This is a genomic window from Planomicrobium sp. MB-3u-38 (assembly GCF_002836425.1).
GTDB classification, from domain to species: Bacteria; Bacillota; Bacilli; order Bacillales_A; family Planococcaceae; genus Planococcus; species Planococcus okeanokoites.
The window spans coordinates 28504-49177 of the sequence record NZ_PJBO01000072.1; the positions used below are offsets into that span (position 1 = coordinate 28504).

The following is a 20674-nucleotide window of genomic DNA, read 5'->3' on the forward strand; positions in this document are numbered from 1 at the left end:
ACCTCCCGCTTATTCTTTTTCAATCGGCGCAAACTTGGCCAATAGCCGCTTGATGCCGACGGGGCTCGGGAATGCGATATCCAGTTCTGTCTGTTCTCCGTCCCCTTTGACACCCACTACAGTGCCGGTGCCCCATTTTTTATGGGTCGCTTTATCGCCAGGCTTCCAGCCGAGCTTGTCGCCGCCAGATTGCTGATAGGCAGGGCGCGTCACAGCAGCGCGTTTCGGTGCCTGCTTGTAGCTCGTCGCCGCGCCGGCGCGATGATGCGCAAGCGTCTGCTCGATCAACTCTTCAGAGATTTCATTGATGAACCGGGACGGCATATTCCAATTGCTCTTGCCGAATAAAGTACGGGAAGACGCATGTGTTAAATATAACCTTTTTTCTGCTCTTGTAATCCCCACATAAGCCAGGCGCCGTTCTTCTTCCATTTCTTCTTCATCATTATTGGATCGGGAATGCGGGAACACATTCTCTTCCAGCCCGATGATGAAGACGACCGGAAATTCCAGCCCTTTGGCTGCGTGCATCGTCATCAGGATAATCGGTCCATCTGTTTCTTCTTCATCATCCAAAGAATCGATATCGGAAATCAATGCAAGATCAGTCAGGAATGCAACAAGTGATTTATCGTCGCTTTGTTTTTCGAATGCCTGAGTAACCGATAGGAACTCATTCAAGTTCTCAAGCCGGCTTTCACCTTCGATGGTCTTATCATTCTGGAGCATCTGGCGATAACCGGATTTCTTCAGGACTTCCTCGACCAATTCAGTTACTGACAAGTATTCCTGCATTTCGGTAAACCCGGCGATCATATTGCGGAATTCAAGCGCCGTCTGGGCAATTTTCGGAGACACGCCCATGAAGTCGACTTCCTGCAAAGCATCCATGATGGTACGGTCCTGTTCAATGGCGAATCCTGCCATCCGTTCAAAGGAAGTCGCGCCGATGCCGCGCTTCGGTTCGTTGATGATCCGCGCCAGCGACAGATCGTCATCGTTATTGGCGATCAGCCGAAGATAAGCAAGAAGATCCTTGATTTCCTTCCGATCATAGAACTTCGTTCCGCCGACAATCGTGTAGTTCATATTCGATTTCACGAACATTTCCTCCATGATCCGCGACTGGGCATTGGTGCGGTAAAGAATTGCAAAATCGGAAGTCTTGTAATTCTCCTCATCCATCAACTTTTGGATGGTCTGGACGACAAATTGCGCTTCCTGCCGCTCATCACCCGCTTTGTGCAATGTAATAGCCGGACCTTCGTCATTATCGGTGCGCAATTCTTTCGGATAGCGGCTTGTATTCCGCTTGATCACATCATTCGCCGCCTGCAGAATCCGCTTCGTTGACCGGTAATTCTGTTCAAGCATAATCACTTTGGCATTCGGATAGTCTTTTTCGAATGACAGGATATTGGTGATGTCGGCTCCGCGCCAGCGGTAAATCGACTGGTCCGAATCTCCGACCACACAAATATTCTTAAACTTGCTCGCCAGTTTCTGGACCAGCTGATATTGCGCATTATTCGTATCCTGATATTCATCCACATGGATATATTGGAATTTATTCTGGTAAAATTCCAGGACATCCGGTTCTTTATTGAATAAAGTCAGCGTCGTCATGATCAGATCATCAAAATCGAGCGACTGATTTTTTTGAAGGCGTTTTTCATAGCCCTCATAAACATCCGCAATCGTTTTCTCGTAAGGGTTATGCGGATTTGCGTTGCCTGCAAATTCCGAGGCTGTGATGCACTCGTTTTTTGCCGAAGAAATAGCGTTTAAAATCATTCTCGGTTCATATTTTTTTGGATCGAGGTTCTGCTGTTTCAAGACATTTTTAATAACCGACAATTGGTCGGTCGAATCAAGGATGGAAAAATTTCTTGAAAATCCTAATTTATCGATGTCACGGCGAAGGATACGGACGCACATCGAGTGGAATGTGGAAACCCACATACGCTCACCTGTGCCGTGCCCCAGCAGCCCATCGATCCGGTTGCGCATTTCGCGCGCCGCTTTATTCGTAAATGTAATCGCCAGTATGTTGGAAGGGTAAACCTGCTTCTCCAGCACGAGATACGCAATCCGGTGTGTCAGCACCCTCGTTTTTCCTGACCCGGCACCAGCCATGATCAGCAATGGGCCTTCAGTCGTTTTGACCGCTTCTTCCTGTTCCGGGTTCATTCCCTTTAACAGATTCTTCGTTATTAATTCCATTGTGCACCACCTCGAACGTTTGTTCTTATTATAACGATTGATCTATAGTTTCCGCAACCGCCGCAACGGTTCTAATCGCTTGTTCAATATCTGAATAAATGACATTTCCTACAACGACAGTATCCGCGAATCGCGCCATTTCCCGCGCTTTTTCCGCCGAATCGATGCCGCCGCCATAAAACAGGCGGGTATCCGATAAATGTCTTTTAACCGTTTCAACTAATTTGGGATCGCCGTAAATACCGCTGTATTCCAGGTAAAAAATCGGCAATTTGAAAAAATGCGCAGCCAGCCGGGCATATGCCACAACATCATCCTCGTCAAGCACACAGTCGGCATCGGTTAATCGTGCCGCTTTGCAATCCGGATTCAGGATGCAATAGCCTTCCGGAACCAGCTCTTCCCAGTCCATCAGATCGCCGTATTCCCGAATCGCTTCATGGTGAAGGCCTTTGATCCATTTCGGATTCCGGCTGTTCAGTACAGTCGGGATGAAATAAAAATCAAACCCGGGCGCCACTGATTCAATTGTTGAAATTTCCATAACGGCCGGAATGGAATAAGGGCGCACACGCGCCATTAAATCCAGTACATTTTCGAGTGTGACATCATCGCTGCCGCCAATCAAGATGGCATCAGTCCCGGATTCACAAATTCGTTCCAAATGTCCATCGGAAATTTCCTTGGCGGGATCCAATTTGAACACATGCCGCCACGATTGATAATCCATTTCGCTTCACCTGACTTCATATCATTTTCATCTATTTATTATAACAAAAGAAAAGCGTAAGCGCCGCTCGTGTCCTAACAATGATAAAGTTCAAACAAAGCAAAAAGGCTATCCACTAAGCCCGGTCACTGACTTAATGGACAGCCTTTAAATTCCGCTGCGGATATTTGTGAGATTCCATCCTGTTTACTGCTCCGCCATGCTTTTATTCTTTCGGCAATTGGAACGGTTTTTCATCCGGATACAGACGCCCGAGCATTTCATCGTAGCCGTCATTGCCGTAATTCAGGCAGCGGCGCACACGGGAAATCGTTGCTGTGCTTGCACCGGTTTCATTTTTGATCTTTTCATATGTTTTTTTCAGCCGCAGCATGCGCGCGACTTCAAAGCGCTGGGATAACGATTGGATTTCACTGATCGTGGCAAGATCATCGAAAAAGCGGTAAGCTTCTTCCCGGTCTTTCAATGCCAATATTGCATCGATCAATTGATCAGTTTGTGGACCTCTGATTTTGTCAACTTGCATTCAGCTTTACCGTCCTTTCCTTGCTGTCCATTGCGGGAAAAAGGAAATCTCGCTGTTGTCAGCTTAGCATTTCCTTTACTAACAAATAAACCACTTAGCTTTAGACTCCTCCGATTCCGTGAAAACTATCTCATGAAAGCCGGAAACAGTATTTTTTTATTCATGACGTCATAGATCCCTTTTTGCGTCACACGCACATAAGGCAGATGGGTCGCCTGCAGGAACAGCAAGGTGTAAATAGCGTCGCCGTGCTTGTAGCCCCGCTCTTTCAATGCCTGCTTCAGGACGGTTTCCTGTTCCATAATCTGTTCCATCGGAAGTTCGGACATGCCGCCTCCAAGAGGAAGCGGTATGTGGCAGATCATCTCATCACTTTCCATCAGAACGATGCCGCCGTTCATTTCTTTTAATTTATCAAAAGCGAGCCACATCTGTCTGCGGTTTTTGCCGATCAGAATGATATCACCTGTGTTCGAGTAAGAAGAGGCAAATCCTTCAACCGCATTGGTGAAGCCTTTGATCAGTGTATTCACTCGCCATTTACCGTGCTTATCGATGAGCATGAGAAAACTTTCATCATGGTCTTTCGATAAAGTCCCGTCGTGTGTGTCAATATTGACCGAATAAGGTTTAATGATGACATCGTTAACCATATCAAGCCCGAACGGCATTGAAAACTGGAAATCATCTTCAGTAAGTTCGAAATCCATATTCAGGTCCGGCAGCACATCCCAGTTTATTTCAGGAAGCGCCAGCACTTTTTCACCATCCCGCTTCAGCCATTTGCCTTTTGAAATGACACTTGATGGCACCGGATTGTCGATTGAATCCAATATATTGAGGTTTGCGTAGCGGCCAGTCGCTATCAGTCCGTGCATCGCTGTCATATTGTAATATCTGGCTACATTATAGGATGACATCATATACGCTTCAATCGCCGGAACGCCGGCTTCCAGAGCAATGCGTATGCAAAGATCCATGACACCGTCTTTATGGAATGAAGGCGTTGAACCGTCCGTCGTCATCATCAATTTTTCATAGACATTCAGTTCGCGGTCCACGACGCCTTTCAAGAGACTCGGCAAATCCGGGCGGATCGACGAATGCCGGAGCGTCACGCCATAGCCATGCAGCAGGCGCATCTCCACTTCATCGATCGTCATCGCTTCATGATCTCCATCAGCACCAAGCAATTTCATGCGCGCAAGCGTTTTTTCGGAAGCCCCCGGGAAATGCCCTTCTATCTTCTTGCGGGTCATTTTCGCTTTTTGAATCCAATAAAGCATCTGATCATCGCCAGCCATCAGTTTTGGCCAGCCTGTCAGCTCACCGCCAAGCAATACTTCCGGACGATCAAGCCATTCACCGACAGATTTGGATGTAAAGAGCATGTCTTCAGCCGCCAGCTCTGTCTGCGAATCGAAACGTGTCCACCAATAGAATGTGAACGGCAATTCATTCAGTTGATCCAGAATTGAAAACGCTTTCTCGTTTTCCATCGACAAAAATAAAGTCAGGTTATCGGATATGAATGTGGTTGTTCCCAATTGTGCTGAATAATCCGCAAAAGATTGAGGGTTGTAAAGCTGAAATGGGTGTACGTGAGGTTCGATATAGCCGGGTACGATAAATTTCCCCGTCATATCAGCAACTTCCGTCTCATCACCGATTTTCGGCATTTCCTGCCCGGCATATACAATACGGTCGTCATGGATCCAAATATTTCCGGTCATCCATTTTTTATAGATTCCATGCAGATAATAAGCGTTGGTCAGAACCAGATCCGGTGACTGTTCTTTCCCGATAATTTTCAATTGATTGCGTATTTCAATGTTTTTCCAAAGTGGATTATCCATGAGCCCGCTCCTTTCCGATGCATAACTAGTACTTTATATACTAGCATAGTAATGCATTTAAATACAGTGCAACTGGGGATTAAGGGGACATTCTGATAGGAGCAATAGCAGTTATATCTGCCTCTTTTAACGGTGCAATGAAAAAAGCCAGGAAAGACGAAAGCCGCGCTTTCGTTTTTCCCTGACTCTGGCAATATCAATTCAATTAATTGTTGATCGGATTGCTGAATTGTTTAAGAACATCTTTCTTGTCGTTCTCTTTGAATGTCAGAACCTCTTCAACCGGCTCATAAGATTCGCCGTAGAAATGTTCATCTTTGTAAGTGTGGATGTCTTCATACATTTTCTTCATGCCTTCAAAGATTTCTTCTTCGCTCTCGTTGTTCGGCGCCCAGTAAAGGATCTCCATCGAGTTTTCTTCGCCTGTCGCAATCGAACGTCGGTTATAGCCGATTGAAGAAGCATGCTCAAAGCCTTCACGTGAATAGAAACGAAGACGTTTTTCCGTGTCTGTATCTTCGTAATTCACCGGTTCAACTTCAAGGATGATCGGTTTTTTCTTGTCTTTAAGCATTTGAAGCGTTTTGCTGCCAATCCCCATACCACGGGATTCCTTAGCCACAAACAGATAATCCACAAAAGTGAAATTCGGGAATTCCGCATACATCAATACATGATAAGGACCTTCGTCCTTATAATAGACGCTGCCTTTTTCCTTCAATAACGTATCCATATGCTCTTTAGACTTCATTTCTACAATCGGGAAATACTGGTTCAATTTTTCGTACCAATTCATAATTATTGCTCCTTTCAAATTTGGATGCCCTGCTGATTTTGTTGTCGGGGTAACGATGGGTCTTGATTCTGGAGTTTTAATAGAGGTAAACGTGGGCTGTTGAAAATCCTCAACTTTTTCTTTCTATTCCAGATAAGAAAAACGAAAGAAAAAATGACACAGTTCTTGTCGAATTTGTGTCATTAATTATTATACCATGTAATTTAGCCTAATGCACGCCATCCGATGTCCGTTCTGTACATGAAACCGGACCAGGACAGAGCATTGACTTGTGCATATACTTTTTCCTGAGCTTCCTTGATGGAATCGCCTTCCGAAGAGATGAACAGGACTCTGCCGCCATTTGCCGCAAATCCTTTGCTGGTTGCCTTTGTCCCGGAATGGAAAATGTCGACTCCGGCGAGGCCTGCGAGATTCGGCAGGGTTTGCCCTTTCACCGGTTTTTCAGGATAACCTTCCGCCGCTATCACTACACCAAGCACAGAACGTTCCTGCCATTCCAACTGATAAGGTTCGCCTTCAAGCAAAGCATTCATGAAATCACCGAAGTCCGATTTCATCCGTGGCAGCACCACCTGGGTTTCAGGATCGCCGAAACGCGCATTGAACTCAATCACTTTTGGCCCTTGCGGCGTCAAAATAATGCCGGCATACAGGATGCCGTTAAAAGGAGCCCCTTCGGCAGCCATGGCTTCAACCGCTGGTCTGACAATTGTGCTATAGGTTGTTTCAACCGTTTCAGAAGAAATTTGAGGCACTGGTGAATAGGCGCCCATCCCTCCTGTATTCGGTCCTCTGTCTCCATCAAATGCGCGTTTATGGTCCTGGGAAATCACCATCGGGTAAATCGCGCCATCATAGACGAATGACATGAACGAAAATTCTTCACCATCCAAAAACTCTTCGATGACAACCCGTGAACCGGATTCACCGAATTTTTGATCTTCCAGCATATCATGCACTGCGGCAATTGCATCTTCTTCGGTTTTCGCTACAACGACGCCCTTGCCGGCTGCCAAGCCATCCGCTTTGATGACAATCGGAGCTCCCATCTGGCGGATATAGTCGATGGCAGACGAAATTTCTGAAAATGTTTTGTATTCAGCAGTCGGAATATCATATTTCGCCATCAATTCCTTAGCGAAAGTTTTACTTCCTTCAATTTGTGCAGCCGCTTTCGAAGGTCCGAAAACCCTCAGTCCCTGACCTTCGAAGAAATCAACAATGCCCGCTGTCAGCGGTTGTTCCGGCCCCACAAAAGTACAGTCTATTTGTTGCTCTTTTGCAAAATCAGCCAGTGCGGCAAAATCCATTTCATCAATCGGCACAAGCTCTGATTCAAGGCGCATACCATCATTTCCTGGCGCAGCGTATACTTTTTCTATAGAAGCAGATCTTGCAAACTGGCGGACGATTGCATGCTCACGTCCGCCCCTCCCAATAACCATGACTTTCATGCTTCTGCCCCTCTCACATTAATGTTTAAAGTGACGAATTCCCGTAAAGACCATAGCAATGCCATATTCGTTGGCTTTATCGATGGAATCCTGATCTTTCTTTGAACCACCCGGTTGGATGATGGCTTTTATTCCGGCCTTGGCCGCTGCTTCAACTGTATCAGACATCGGGAAAAATGCATCTGAAGCCAGAACCGCTCCTTCCGCACGAACACCTGCCTGCTCCAATGCAATTTTCGCAGCACCGACACGGTTCATCTGGCCGGCTCCGACACCGAGCGTCATGGCTGAATCACAGACGACGATGGCATTGGACTTCACATGTTTGACTACGCTCCATCCGAGTTTCAGCGCTTCCAGTTCCTGTTCAGTCGGCTGTCTTTCTGTCGCAACACGGATATCCGCATCATCAAAGCCGAAAGCATCAGGCTGTTGAACGAGCAAACCACCCTCAACAGTGACTGTATTCCACTTATCCTGTTTTGTTCCATCAAAAGGAATGGTCAGCAAGCGGATGTTTTTCTTTTGTGTCAAAACTGCCAACGCATCTGCTGAAAATTTTGGTGCTATAACGATTTCCAGAAATATGCCGGATAATTTTTCTGCAGTTTCAACATCCACTTCGCGGTTCAACGCAACAATACCGCCAAAAATGGAAGTTGAGTCCGCTTCATAAGCTTTATTGAATGCATCGGCAATAGTATCACCGGTACCCACTCCACATGGATTCATATGTTTCACTGCAACGGCGGCAGGCATTTTGAATTCCTTGATGATCTGGAGAGCAGCATTCGCATCTTGAATATTATTATACGACATTTCCTTGCCGTGCAGTTGTTCAGCGGCGGCAATCGAGAAATCGGATCCCAGAGGACTGCGGTAGAACGCCGCTTTTTGATGCGGATTTTCCCCATAGCGAAGTGACTGCTGCAATTCATATGTAAGCGTCAACGCTTCCGGATATTCTTCTCCCGTCAGGTCAGTCAAATAATTCGAGATATACGAGTCATAAGCCGCTGTATGGCGGAATACTTTCGCTGCCAGACGTCTTCTGGTTTCAGGGCTGGTCGCTGCTCCAGCGCCATGCAATTCTTCCAGGACAATTGCGTAATCTTCCGAATCAACGATGACAGTAACATGGGCGTGGTTTTTAGCTGCGGAACGGAGCATCGTCGGACCGCCGATATCGATGTTTTCAATAGCGTCGTCGACTGTCACTTCCGGCTTTGCAATCGTTTCGCGGAAAGGGTACAAATTAACGCAGACGATTTCGATAGGAGAAATGCCGTTTTCAGCCATTTCACTTTGGTGCTGGGGATCATGATGTTTAGCCAAAAGGCCGCCGTGGACCAGTGGATGGAGAGTTTTTACGCGTCCGCCAAGAATTTCGGGGAATTTCGTTATTTCATCAACCGCGGTAATCGCGACACCGTTTTCTTCCAAAAAACGCTTAGTGCCGCCTGTTGACAGGATTTGATAGTCCATTTTTTCCAGTTCTTGCGCAAATTCCAATATGCCTGATTTATCCGATACACTTAACAACGCTCTCTTTTTCAAATCGAATCCTCCTTTGAATAATGCAGATGTTTTATTCTATATAAGTTGTATTAATTAAATATAGTAGCCGATATTCCGCAAAACAACTCCGCTTTCCTGGGGGCTTGCGCTGAGCTAACTCGGCCTCGTTTCACTTCGCCCGAGTGGATCTCAGCACTTCGCTCGAACCGGAGTTGGAAAACCAACTCCGCTTCTACTCCTCTGGGAGTCTCCGTTGTTTTGCTCCATATCTCTAGAGATTTCTCTAGCGCCGGCGCGCTACAGGACTGGGCGGAGCAATAAGACGAGTGTTCTTCTCGGCTTATTGTGGGAGCCTTGTCCAAAGCGCCGAAGCGGTATATATACTGATTCTTTAATGCATATTATTTAAATTGAATAATCGCTGCAAAGCTACAGGATAGAGTTTATGTTCGATTGCATGGATTTCATTCTCAACAGCTTCCCGGCTGCGGCCGTTCACTTTGAAAGACTCCTGGACAATGATATTGCCCGTGTCCATTCCAGCATCCACAAAATGTATGGTAACTCCTGCTGATTCCGCTCTTGCCGCCATTGTCTGGCCAATTGCGTCTTTCCCCGGAAAAGCCGGCAGCACTGAGGGGTGAATGTTGACGATGCGATTTTCATAAGCTTCCAAAAGCGCTGGCCCGATCAAACGCATGAAGCCTGCCAGAACAATCCAATCCACTTGCAGACTCTCCAGTTTCCCTTTCAGCATTTCTTCATATGATTTTTTCGAATCATAGTCAGCCGGTATAAAAGCGAAAGAAGGAATATTGGCTTGTCTTGCCCGTTCGATGACGTAAGCGTTAGGACGGTCTGTTACAACCAGGACAATTTCCGCATCCAAACTGCCTGCTTTCACTGCATCTGCGATCGCCTGAAAATTAGAGCCGTTTCCAGAAGCGAAAACGGCAATTTTAACCTTATTCTTCATTGAGTGTTCCATCCTGTTCACCTTTGAATTGGACGCCTTCCACTTCAGAAACACGGCCAATTACATAGGCCTGTTCGCCGCTCGCTTCAGCTGATGCCAATACCTGTTCAACATCTTCAGCGGCAACCGCAAGAACAAAACCGATGCCGGCGTTGAAAACAGAAAATAAGTCCCTGTCTGACAATGACCCTTTTTCCTTCAGCATTTCAAAAACCCTCAATACCGGCCAGCTGCCAAGCTCGATTTCTGCACCCGATCCAACAGGCATCATTCGCGGCAGGTTCTCGATAAATCCGCCGCCTGTAATATGCGCCATGCCATGGACTTCAGTTTTTTCAACGATTGCAGCCACTGTTTTTGCGAAGATTTTCGTCGGAGTCAGCAGTTCATTGCCAAGCGGCCCGAGATCTTCGTAGCCTTCAATAATTTGATCAAGTTGAAAATGGTTCTGTTCAAAAACGATATTGCGCACCAGCGAATAGCCGTTCGAGTGGATGCCGCTGGAAGCAAGGCCGATTAATACGTCTCCTGCACTGATTTTTTCACCAGTGACAATTTTTGATTTTTCAGCCGCACCGACTGCAAATCCTGCAATGTCATACTCATCTTCTTCATAAAGCCCCGGCATTTCCGCCGTTTCCCCTCCAATAAGAGCTGCTCCGGCTTCAACGCAGCCGTCCGCCACACCTTTCACGATGCTCTCTATTTTATCGGGAACAGCTTTGCCGACCGCGATGTAATCGAGGAAGAAAAGCGGTTCCGCTCCTTGAGCAACGATGTCGTTGACACACATGGCGACGCAATCGATGCCGATTGTGTCATGTCTGTCGGCGAGAAAAGCCAATTTCAGTTTCGTGCCGACACCATCAGTGCCTGATACAAGGACCGGTTCCTTTAAATCCAATTCAGTCAAATCAAACATGCCGCCAAAGCCGCCGAATGCACCCATCAACCCTTTTCTTGCAGTTCGTTCAACATGGGATTTCATTCTGTTGACCGCTTCGTAGCCGGCTTCGATATTCACACCTGCTTGTTCATATGCTTTAGACAAATCGGTTCCTCCTATTGGCTGACTTCTTTTTCATGAGGTAAAACGGTATCCGGATATATATCCGTAGGGTAGTCCCCTGTAAAACAAGCCAGGCAATGGCCGCATTTAGAACCAGGATCGGTGCGTCCGATATTTTGGACCATACCGTCCACTGACAGAAATGTAAGTGAATCCGCGCCAATCTGTTCGCGCATTTCTTCCACTGTATTGTTGGCAGCGATCAATTCACCTGAAGTGCTTGTATCGATTCCATAGAAACACGGATTTTTAATTGGCGGTGAACTGATGACCACATGTACTTCCGTAGCCCCCGCCTCTTTCAGCAAAGTGACGATCCGACGGGAAGTGGTGCCGCGGACGATGGAATCATCGACCATGATGACACGCTTGCCGTCAACAACCTGGCGGACAGGAGACAATTTCATCTTCACTCCCTGTTCCCGTAGATCCTGGGATGGCTGGATGAACGTACGGCCGACATAGCGGTTTTTAATCAATCCCAGTTCATAAGGAATGCCGCTTTCTTCTGAATAGCCGATGGCAGCAGATATACTTGAATCTGGTACGCCGGTAACAACATCTGCATCGATTTGAATTTCTTTCGCAAGTTGCTTGCCTAGGCGTTTACGCGCTGAATGCACATTGATGCCGTCGATGTCTGAATCCGGACGTGAAAAATAGACATATTCCATTGTACAGATCGAGCGTTCATTCGGGTAAGCAAAGCGTTCAGCCCGCATCCCTTCTTTATCTATGACAATAAATTCTCCGGGTTCGACAGATCGGACGAATTCCGCACCGACAATGTCAAAGGCGCAAGTTTCCGAAGCGACTAGCCAGGCATCACCAAGTCTGCCGATGGAAAATGGGCGAAGGCCATGGGGATCAAGCGCGATATACATCGCTTCTTCTGTCAGGATTGCACAGGCGAATGCGCCTTTCAATAACGACAACGCATTTTTTATCTTTTCTTCGAAGCTTTCATAGCCGCTCCGTTTAATCAGATGCGCTAAAACTTCAGTATCGGATGTAGTCTGGAATATGCTGCCCTGCCGTTCGAGATGTTCTCTCAGATGATTGGCATTCACCAAATTACCGTTATGCGATATGGCAAGGCCGCCTGTCGTTGAATTGAACAGCAGGGGCTGGACATTTTCGATGCCGCTGCCTCCGGCTGTTGCATATCGGACGTGCCCAATAGCTCCATTTCCTGCCATTTTCGCAAGTTTTTCAGGAGTGAACACTTCATTGACCAAACCTTCACCTTTGACCGGTTTCAGCTTTTGGCCATCAGTCGTTACGATACCCGCACCTTCCTGACCGCGGTGCTGCAAGGCATGAAGCCCATAATAGGTGATCTGCGCGGCATTTTCATGTCCCCAGATTCCAAAGACACCACATTCTTCGTTTAAGCTTCTGATTTCAGCAAGCATGGTATTGCCCCTTTCCAAGATGCGCGAAGCGCGTCGACCGAATCGTTGACCCAGACGCTGCCGTCTTCACTCTTGATCGTTAATTCTCCAGAGTCTGTGACTGTCCCAATTTCCTTGGCATCTTGAACGATCTGTTCGAATTGTGAAGCATGTTCCGGAGAAACGGATACGATGAACCGTGATTGCGATTCACTGAAAAGAGCTGTCGTTGGTGAACCTGTTAGTGTGATATCCATTCCTAAGCCGTTGCCGAAAGCCTTCTCCGCAAGAGCCACCGCAACACCGCCTTCCGCCACGTCATGGGCAGATGCCACCAGTCCCTTTTGAATGGCTTTAAGAATTTGCTGCTGACGCTGTGCTTCAACAGTTAAATCGATGGACGGCGCTTTGCCGAAAATGCGTCCTTCCAGCATTTTCTGCAGTTCGCTGCCGCCGAATTCCGTAAAGCTTTCACCGATCATATAAACCACATCGCCGGCTTTTTTTGCGTCTTGTGTTGTTACATGCGATAAATCTTCAACCAGGCCAACCAAACCGATCGTCGGTGTCGGATAAATCGCCGTTCCGTTTGTTTCATTGTATAGAGAGACATTTCCGCCAATAACCGGTGCATCAAGGATTGTGCAGGCTTCAGACATGCCATCAGCCGCTTTCTCAAGCTGCCAGAAAATCTCCGGTTTTTCAGGATTCCCGAAGTTCAGGCAATCCGTGATTGCGAGCGGCTTCGCACCTGATACCACGACATTGCGTGCCGCTTCCGCCACCGCAATTTTCCCGCCCATTTCAGGATCGAGATAAATATAGCGCGAATTGCAATCCGTCGTCATCGCCAGTCCTTTATTCGTACCGCGAACACGGATAACCGCTGCATCTGATCCAGGACTGACCACAGTGCTCGTGCGGACCTGATGATCGTATTGATCGTAAACCCATTCTTTCGAAGCGATGGTCGGCTGCTGCAATAAAGCCTTCAGCGTCTCACCGTAGTTTTCAACTTCCGGTTCAAAGTTGTCCATCTGCTGATACTCTTTATAATAAGCAGGCACGCTCGAAGGCTTGTGGTAGACCGGTGCATCTTCCGCAAGTGCATCGACCGGCACTTCCGCCACGATTTCTCCTTTATGGACAAGGCGCAAAGTGGAATCATCCGTCACTTTTCCGACCGTTACCGCGTCCAGCCCGTATTTCTCGAATAACTCGACGATCTCAGGTTCACGTCCTTTTTTCACTACAATCAACATGCGTTCCTGCGATTCCGACAACATCATCTCGTAAGCTGTCATGCCAGTTTCGCGCTGCGGGATGTGATCCAGGTCCATTTCAATTCCTGACCCGGCTTTTGACGCCATTTCAGCTGAAGAAGAAGTCAGACCTGCAGCTCCCATATCCTGTATACCGATCAACGCGTCGGATTTTACCAGTTCAAGGCAGGCCTCAAGCAATAGCTTCTCCATAAATGGATCTCCCACTTGAACCGCCGGGCGATTGTCGCCCGAGGATTCCGTCAATTCTTCCGAAGCGAAAGTGGCTCCATGTATTCCATCACGGCCTGTTTTGGCTCCGACATACATCACCGGATTGCCGACACCGGAAGCGATTCCTTTTTGAATATCCTTATGGTCGATCAAACCGACGCACATAGCGTTAACCAGTGGATTGCCGTCATACGAAGCATCAAACTGCACTTCGCCGCCGACTGTCGGGATGCCGATGCAATTACCGTATCCAGCGATACCTGCAACCACTTCTTCGAATAAATATTTCACGCGAGGGGTAGTAAGTTCGCCAAAGCGCAGCGAATTCAAAAGCGCGATTGGCCGGGCACCCATTGAGAACACATCACGGATGATACCGCCGACACCAGTCGCTGCTCCTTGGTAAGGTTCAATTGCTGAAGGATGGTTATGCGATTCCATTTTGAATACCACTGCCTGGCCGTCGCCGATATCGACAATTCCTGCCCCTTCCCCTGGTCCCTGAAGAACCCGGGGCGCCTTCGTCGGGAATTTCGCCAATACAGGTTTTGAATTCTTATAAGAGCAATGTTCCGACCACATAACCGAAAACAAGCCGGTTTCCGTGTAATTCGGCGTTCTTCCTAGAATCTTTTCCACCATGGCGAACTCTGCATCGGATAATCCCATCTGCTGATAGACTTTCTGTTCTTTGATCTGCTCAGTATTTGGCTCAAGCGTGACTGACATTTGCTTCCCTCCACTGTTTAACGATTGATTTGAATAAAGAAAGTCCATCGCTGCCGCCGATCAAATCGGAAACGGCACGTTCCGGATGCGGCATCATGCCAAGGACATTGCCGCGTTCATTGACGATTCCTGCAATATTATTGCGGCTGCCGTTAAAGTCATCTGCATAAGAGAACACGATCTGGTTATTGTTCTTCAACTGATCATAAGTCGCGTCATCGCAGTAATAATTTCCTTCACCGTGTGCTATTGGAATTTGAATCTCCTGCCCGGCCATGTATTCATTCGTGAATAATGTATTGGCATTTTCAACTTTCAAGCCGACCGTACGGCACATGAATTTGAGGTTTTTATTGCGCAGCAGAATTCCCGGAAGGAGTCCTGCTTCGGTAAGAATCTGGAAACCATTGCAGATGCCAAGAACCGGCTTTCCTGCTTCCGCCGCTTTTTTCACTTCATCCATCACCGGTGAAGACTGGGCTACCGCACCGCAGCGCAAGTAATCGCCATATGAAAAGCCTCCCGGCAATAAAATTCCGTCATAGCCGCTTAAATCAGTTGAATCATGCCAAACATATTCTGCTTCTTCACCAAGTTCATCCTTGACCGCATGGTACATATCCAAATCACAATTGGATCCAGGAAATACGATTACTGCGAATTTCATTGCGAGACAGCCTCCTCGATTTCGAAACGGTAATCTTCAATCACCGTATTCGTCAATAACTTCTGGCACATTTCATTTACAAGTGCATCAACATCATTTGCGTCATCGGAAATCATCAATTCAAGGTATTTGCCGATCCGTACATCTTCAACATCCCCGTAACCCATTTTATGAAGTGAACCCATTACCGCGGATCCTTGTGGATCAAGTACGCTTTCGCGCAAAGTGACGTAGATTTTAACTTTTCTCATGAATGTTGTCCTCCCAGTTTAGCTAAAATGAGTTCATATGCTTCCGTTAAATTGCCGAGATCACGACGAAATACATCTTTATCGAGTTTTTGTTTTGTTTTTGCATCCCAAAGACGGCACGTATCCGGCGAAATTTCGTCCGCCAGTAAGATTTGACCGTCATTGTCACGGCCAAATTCAATCTTGAAGTCGACAAGATCTACGCCAACTTCCTTGAAAAAGCCGATTAGAACTTCATTGACTTCGAGTGCCTTCGTGCGCAGCTGTTTAATCTCTTCTGTCGATGCCAGTTCCAGCATCTCAATATGATCTTCTGTGATGATCGGATCACCAAGTGCATCATCCTTATAATAGAATTCGACAATCGATTGTTTCAAAACCGTTCCTTCTTCCAAACCAAGGCGTTTGGCCATGCTGCCGGCTACAATATTCCTTACCACAACTTCGACAGGAATGATTGTAACCTGTCGGACCAGCTGTTCATGGTCAGACAATTGTTCCACAAAATGCGAAGCAATCCCCGCTTCCTGCAATCTTTCGAAAATTAATGATGTGATCTTATTGTTCAACATGCCTTTTCCGGTGATTTCCGCTTTCTTCTCGCCATTAAAAGCAGTCGCTGAATCTTTATATTCCACCCATAAAATATCCTGTTCGTCCGTTGCGTATAAGCGTTTGGCTTTGCCTTCGTACAATAGCTGACCTTTTTCCATGTAGGGAGACCTCCGTTTAGTTTAATCCAAGTCGGTTGAAAATCATGTCCACTTGCTGCAAGTGATGGTTGTAATCGAAGCAATCATCCAATTCTTCTTTTGTCAGCTGCGAAGTGATCGTCTCGTTCGCTTCCACGATTTTGCGGAAATGCGTCTGGTTCTCCCACGCTTCCATAGCACATGGCTGCACCGTATCGTACGCCGCTTCACGGGCCATCCCTTTATCGATCAATGCCAGCAATACCCGCTGTGAATAAATGAGGCCAAGTGTCGAATCCATATTACGCTTCATGTTTTCCGGGAACACCGTCAAATTCTTCACGATATTGCCGAAACGGTTCAGCATATAATTCAAAGCGATCGTCGCATCAGGCAGGATTACACGCTCTGCAGAAGAATGCGAAATATCGCGTTCATGCCAAAGTGAGACGTTCTCGTAAGCCGTCAGCATATAACCGCGGATCAAACGCGCCAGCCCAGTCATGTTCTCCGAACCGATCGGATTGCGTTTATGCGGCATCGCAGATGAACCTTTTTGGCCTTTAGCGAAGAACTCTTCCACTTCACGCGTTTCCGATTTCTGCAGTCCACGAATTTCTGTCGCAAATTTCTCTATGGATGAGCCGATCAAAGCCAGCACACTCAAATACTGCGCATGGCGGTCACGCTGCAAAGTCTGGGTCGAAATCGGAGATGCCGCAAGTCCAAGTTCCTTACACACATACTCTTCAACAAATGGATCGATATTGGCATAAGTTCCAACCGCACCGGACATCTTGCCCGTTTCAATGGATTTTGCTGCCGCTTCAAAACGTTCCAGGTTGCGTTTCATTTCTTCATGCCATAAAGCGAGCTTCAAACCGAAAGTTGTCGGTTCTGCATGTACGCCGTGCGTACGGCCCATCATTACAGTCATCTTATGTTCTTTGGCTTTATTTGCTAATATTTCAATAAAATTTGTCAAATCTTTGCGGATTATCTCGTTTGCTTGTTTTAACAGGTAAGACAACGCTGTATCCACAACATCCGTAGAGGTCAGGCCGTAATGCACCCATTTACGCTCTTCTCCAAGCGTTTCAGATACCGCACGCGTGAATGCCACCACATCATGGCGCGTCTCTTCTTCAATTTCAAGAATGCGGTCCACTGAAAATGAAGCGTTTTTTCTGATTAAGGCAACATCTTCTTTCGGGATATCTCCGATCTCTGCCCATGCTTCACAAGCTAAAATCTCCACTTCAAGCCAAGCATTGTATTTATTTTCTTCTGTCCAGATTGCGCCCATTTCGGGTCTTGTGTAACGTGCGATCATTATTTTTCCTCCAGTTTGTCCGACCAAATGCCAGATTCGTCTATTTCTTTTAATGTTGCTTCCAAATCGTCTGTCAGTATGGTCACATGCCCCATTTTCCGGTCATGTTTTGCTTCTTCTTTTCCATACAGATGAATCGACCAATTTGGATATTGTGCGATTTTCGAGGCCAACGGAGCTACATGCTGCCCCAATACATTGACCATCACCGTATCCGACCATAACTCCGACTGACGCAGCGGCCAGCCGCATACAGCCCGGATATGTTGGTGAAACTGCGAACTGCTTGTCGCTTCAATTGAATAATGCCCCGAATTATGTGGTCTCGGCGCCAGTTCATTCACCATTATATCGCCATTTTCCAAAACGAACATTTCAACCGCCAATGTCCCAACCATCCCTAGATGCTCTGCAATTTTTTTGGCGGCCTCGGTCGCTTTTGCAATCGTCGTCTCACCCACTCGGGCTGGAACAATCGTTTCGTGCAAAATATGATTTTTATGGATATTCTCCCCTATCGGCAATAAAACAGTTTCGCCGTTGCCGTTGCGTTGAATGATAACCGAAATTTCTTTCGTGAAGCCTACAAATTCCTCAGCAACACAGATCCCGTTATCAAAAAGCGGCTTCGCCAGCTCCAACTCTCTTTCTGATTGAATGGTCTGCTGCCCTTTTCCGTCATAACCGCCTTTTGCGGTTTTTACTATAAACGGATAATCGATCGTTGCTTTTTGTTCCAATAAATCCGAAAAATTTTCGGCTACGATATACTTCGCTACAGGAACTCCAGCTTTAGCTATTTCTTCTTTTTCAAAAACGCGATTCTGAGTGATGCGGATAAGTTCAGAGCCCTGTGGAACATATGCAATTTTACATAAATGCGCTAATCCTTCAACATCAATATTTTCGAACTCATAAGTGATTACATCACTGACCGAAGCCAATTCTTCCAACGCTTCCAAATCATCATAAGCTGCAATCAATTGCATATCAGCAATCTGGCCCGTCGGGGAATCCATTGAAGGATCTAAAACCGCTATTTTAAAACCTGCCTCTTTCGCTGCCATGGCCATCATGCGTCCTAATTGACCGCCACCGATGATTCCGATAGTTTGACCCGGTAAGATCTTTTTCATCATATTAAATCCTCCGTACTTTTTAAAACTTCAGCTTTTGTATGATCTCTGCGCTTCTGCAGCGCTTCTGCCACACGTTCATCAGAGGTACTTAGAATTTGGGCAGCCAAAAGACCGGCATTTACAGCACCCGCTTTACCAATTGCGACAGTAGCTACCGGCACTCCTCCAGGCATTTGTACAATCGATAATAATGAATCCAATCCATTCAGCGCTTTGGATTGCACAGGAACTCCAATGACCGGCAAAGTGGTCTTTGCTGCTACCATCCCAGGAAGGTGCGCCGCCCCACCTGCGCCGGCAATAATTACCTTGAGCCCGCTGTTTCTGGCATCTTCTGCATAGCTGAACATCAATTCAGGCGTCCGATGAGCGGAAATGACTTTCTTTTCATAAGCAATATCAAGCTCATCCAGAATCTCACAGGTATTTTTCATCGTTTCCCAATCACTCGAACTTCCCATAATCACACCGATTTTCGGATTCATCGTATCTCTCCTTTTAAAAAGTAAAAAGCCCTCAAATAAACTGCTCACTTTTACGTGAAAAGCAGTTTACTTAAGGACTTCAAAATCAACGAAATAGAGACTGATGGCATACATGCACATCCCTCGCGTCATTTCCATAAGTTGCTTTCCCGCATAGTCCAGACATTCCGGTGTCTTGGTAGAGACGCAGAAGCCAATTCTTCTGCATATATGGGGTTTCCTAATCAATCATAACAACTCATTATTTACTAGTCAATAATTAAATCCGAACAATAATTTTTCAGAATATATTATAGTTCGGATTTTACTCTTTTAACAAATTATTCTTCTATTTTTAACCCTTTAAATTTTATTATTTGCCTTACAGGTACCGGTACACCATCTTTTTCTTCGAATAACGGTTCTTCTTTTCTGCCGGCAGCCATATAACCTTCTGTTTTCATACGTTTCAAACAATCTTCCATTGTTTCGTTCTCAGCCACTTCAAACCATACTGTTTTTTTATTCATTTAAAAAGATTCCCTTTCCTAACCTGCTTAACCCAGAAACCTCCATGTATCGATTTTGGTTCATAAGCAATGATAAACGCTTTAGGATCAATTTCCTTAATAGTGGTATATAGTTTCAATTCCATTTTTCTCGGCGTCAATATCTGCATAGACTGACGGTCTCCGTCCCGTCCATTGGCTGCCCAATCAGTAACACCATAACCTTTTTCGCGCAGCGCATTAGGCAACTGCTGGTTTTGTTCACTGGTGATAACGTTCACCGTAATATAACCCAGAGCCATCTTCTCTTCTATTTTAGAACCGACAATAACTCCTGAACCATATCCGATTGCATAGGCTACCAGGTTTTGGATCTGATCCAAGTTGTCCAGCACCAATCCAAGCCCTACTATATATATTACTGTTTCTACCATACTGACCAACGCCGCTAAATAGCGGTAGCCTTTTAATGTCATGATCATCCTTACAGTAAAAAATGATACATACACAATATTGATGGAGAAAATGATGATTACCATCAACCATGGATTTATTTCCAATTCGTACACCCTTTCATTTTCCCTTAAGAATCAAATTACATATTAGTGGAAACCGCTCTATAAAGCAAGGGCGAAAGGTCTTCCAAAGCTTTATGTTTACTGGGGAATCTGCTTTATTCTGCTTTTAATAGGAACTGCCTCGATTACGGTTGGCATTAATTTGAGAAGCGTCTACATAATTTGTTTTTCCATAATAATATAGTAGGGAAATAATAATATAAACATTTATAACTTTCATTTATTAATAAAAAAAGGCCGCTACCGCTTGCGCGGTAACGACCTTTCTTTT

At 46.2% G+C, this 20674-nt stretch carries 19 protein-coding genes and 1 riboswitch; all 19 genes read right to left on the bottom strand.

Features of this window, described 5'->3' with window-relative positions:
- Positions 1-9 precede the first annotated feature (9 nt).
- Complete coding sequence (pcrA, locus tag CXF70_RS15235; protein ID WP_101803364.1) at positions 10-2223, bottom strand: DNA helicase PcrA; 2214 nt, start codon at positions 2221-2223, stop codon at positions 10-12.
- A gap of 28 nt (positions 2224-2251) precedes the next feature.
- A complete protein-coding gene (gene pcrB / locus CXF70_RS15240) occupies positions 2252-2953 on the bottom strand; it encodes a heptaprenylglyceryl phosphate synthase (protein WP_101803365.1) in 702 nt (233 codons plus the stop codon).
- A 205-nt stretch (positions 2954-3158) separates the two neighbouring features.
- Positions 3159-3479, bottom strand: a complete 321-nt coding sequence (locus CXF70_RS15245; RefSeq protein ID WP_101803366.1) for a YerC/YecD family TrpR-related protein — start codon at positions 3477-3479, stop codon at positions 3159-3161.
- Between the two features lie 125 nt (positions 3480-3604).
- On the bottom strand, positions 3605-5335 hold the full coding sequence (locus CXF70_RS15250; RefSeq protein WP_101803367.1) for an adenine deaminase C-terminal domain-containing protein: 1731 nt from the start codon (positions 5333-5335) through the stop codon (positions 3605-3607).
- 205 nt (positions 5336-5540) lie between these two features.
- Positions 5541-6131 (bottom strand): GNAT family N-acetyltransferase, encoded by a 591-nt coding sequence (locus CXF70_RS15255; RefSeq protein WP_101803368.1) that lies wholly within the window; start codon positions 6129-6131, stop codon positions 5541-5543.
- 203 nt (positions 6132-6334) lie between these two features.
- Positions 6335-7588, bottom strand: coding sequence for a phosphoribosylamine--glycine ligase (purD, locus tag CXF70_RS15260; RefSeq protein WP_084242323.1), 1254 nt, complete (start codon positions 7586-7588; stop codon positions 6335-6337).
- A gap of 18 nt (positions 7589-7606) precedes the next feature.
- On the bottom strand, positions 7607-9145 hold the full coding sequence (purH, locus tag CXF70_RS15265) for a bifunctional phosphoribosylaminoimidazolecarboxamide formyltransferase/IMP cyclohydrolase (protein WP_101803369.1): 1539 nt from the start codon (positions 9143-9145) through the stop codon (positions 7607-7609).
- 352 nt (positions 9146-9497) lie between these two features.
- Positions 9498-10082, bottom strand: coding sequence for a phosphoribosylglycinamide formyltransferase (gene purN / locus CXF70_RS15270; RefSeq protein ID WP_101803370.1), 585 nt, complete (start codon positions 10080-10082; stop codon positions 9498-9500).
- Positions 10072-11133: a phosphoribosylformylglycinamidine cyclo-ligase gene (gene purM, locus CXF70_RS15275; RefSeq protein WP_101803371.1), complete on the bottom strand. Its 1062-nt coding sequence runs from the start codon at positions 11131-11133 to the stop codon at positions 10072-10074. The genes purN and purM overlap by 11 nt, the downstream gene beginning before the upstream one ends.
- Positions 11134-11144: 11 nt before the next feature.
- On the bottom strand, positions 11145-12566 hold the full coding sequence (gene purF / locus CXF70_RS15280; RefSeq protein ID WP_101803372.1) for an amidophosphoribosyltransferase: 1422 nt from the start codon (positions 12564-12566) through the stop codon (positions 11145-11147).
- Positions 12542-14770: a phosphoribosylformylglycinamidine synthase subunit PurL gene (purL, locus tag CXF70_RS15285; RefSeq protein WP_101803373.1), complete on the bottom strand. Its 2229-nt coding sequence runs from the start codon at positions 14768-14770 to the stop codon at positions 12542-12544. Before purL ends, purF begins: the two co-directional genes overlap by 25 nt.
- Positions 14754-15437, bottom strand: a complete 684-nt coding sequence (gene purQ, locus CXF70_RS15290; protein WP_101803374.1) for a phosphoribosylformylglycinamidine synthase subunit PurQ — start codon at positions 15435-15437, stop codon at positions 14754-14756. The genes purL and purQ overlap by 17 nt, the downstream gene beginning before the upstream one ends.
- Positions 15434-15688, bottom strand: coding sequence for a phosphoribosylformylglycinamidine synthase subunit PurS (gene purS, locus CXF70_RS15295; protein ID WP_084242330.1), 255 nt, complete (start codon positions 15686-15688; stop codon positions 15434-15436). The genes purQ and purS overlap by 4 nt, the downstream gene beginning before the upstream one ends.
- Positions 15685-16401: a phosphoribosylaminoimidazolesuccinocarboxamide synthase gene (gene purC, locus CXF70_RS15300; RefSeq protein ID WP_101803375.1), complete on the bottom strand. Its 717-nt coding sequence runs from the start codon at positions 16399-16401 to the stop codon at positions 15685-15687. The genes purS and purC overlap by 4 nt, the downstream gene beginning before the upstream one ends.
- Positions 16402-16417: 16 nt before the next feature.
- Positions 16418-17713: an adenylosuccinate lyase gene (gene purB / locus CXF70_RS15305; RefSeq protein WP_084242332.1), complete on the bottom strand. Its 1296-nt coding sequence runs from the start codon at positions 17711-17713 to the stop codon at positions 16418-16420.
- The gene (gene purK, locus CXF70_RS15310; RefSeq protein WP_101803376.1) at positions 17713-18852 is read right to left on the bottom strand and encodes a 5-(carboxyamino)imidazole ribonucleotide synthase; all 1140 of its coding nucleotides are present in this window, start codon (positions 18850-18852) and stop codon (positions 17713-17715) included. The genes purB and purK overlap by 1 nt, the downstream gene beginning before the upstream one ends.
- Positions 18849-19337 carry a 5-(carboxyamino)imidazole ribonucleotide mutase gene (gene purE, locus CXF70_RS15315; protein ID WP_084242334.1) on the bottom strand — a complete coding sequence of 163 codons (489 nt, stop codon included), beginning with the start codon at positions 19335-19337 and terminating at the stop codon, positions 18849-18851. Before purE ends, purK begins: the two co-directional genes overlap by 4 nt.
- Positions 19338-19471: 134 nt before the next feature.
- Positions 19472-19571, bottom strand: a riboswitch (purine riboswitch).
- Positions 19572-19657: 86 nt separating this feature from the next.
- Positions 19658-19846: an NETI motif-containing protein gene (locus CXF70_RS15320; RefSeq protein ID WP_084242335.1), complete on the bottom strand. Its 189-nt coding sequence runs from the start codon at positions 19844-19846 to the stop codon at positions 19658-19660.
- A complete protein-coding gene (locus CXF70_RS15325) occupies positions 19843-20364 on the bottom strand; it encodes a DUF2179 domain-containing protein (protein ID WP_199172846.1) in 522 nt (173 codons plus the stop codon). The genes CXF70_RS15320 and CXF70_RS15325 overlap by 4 nt, the downstream gene beginning before the upstream one ends.
- Positions 20365-20674: the final 310 nt, after the last annotated feature.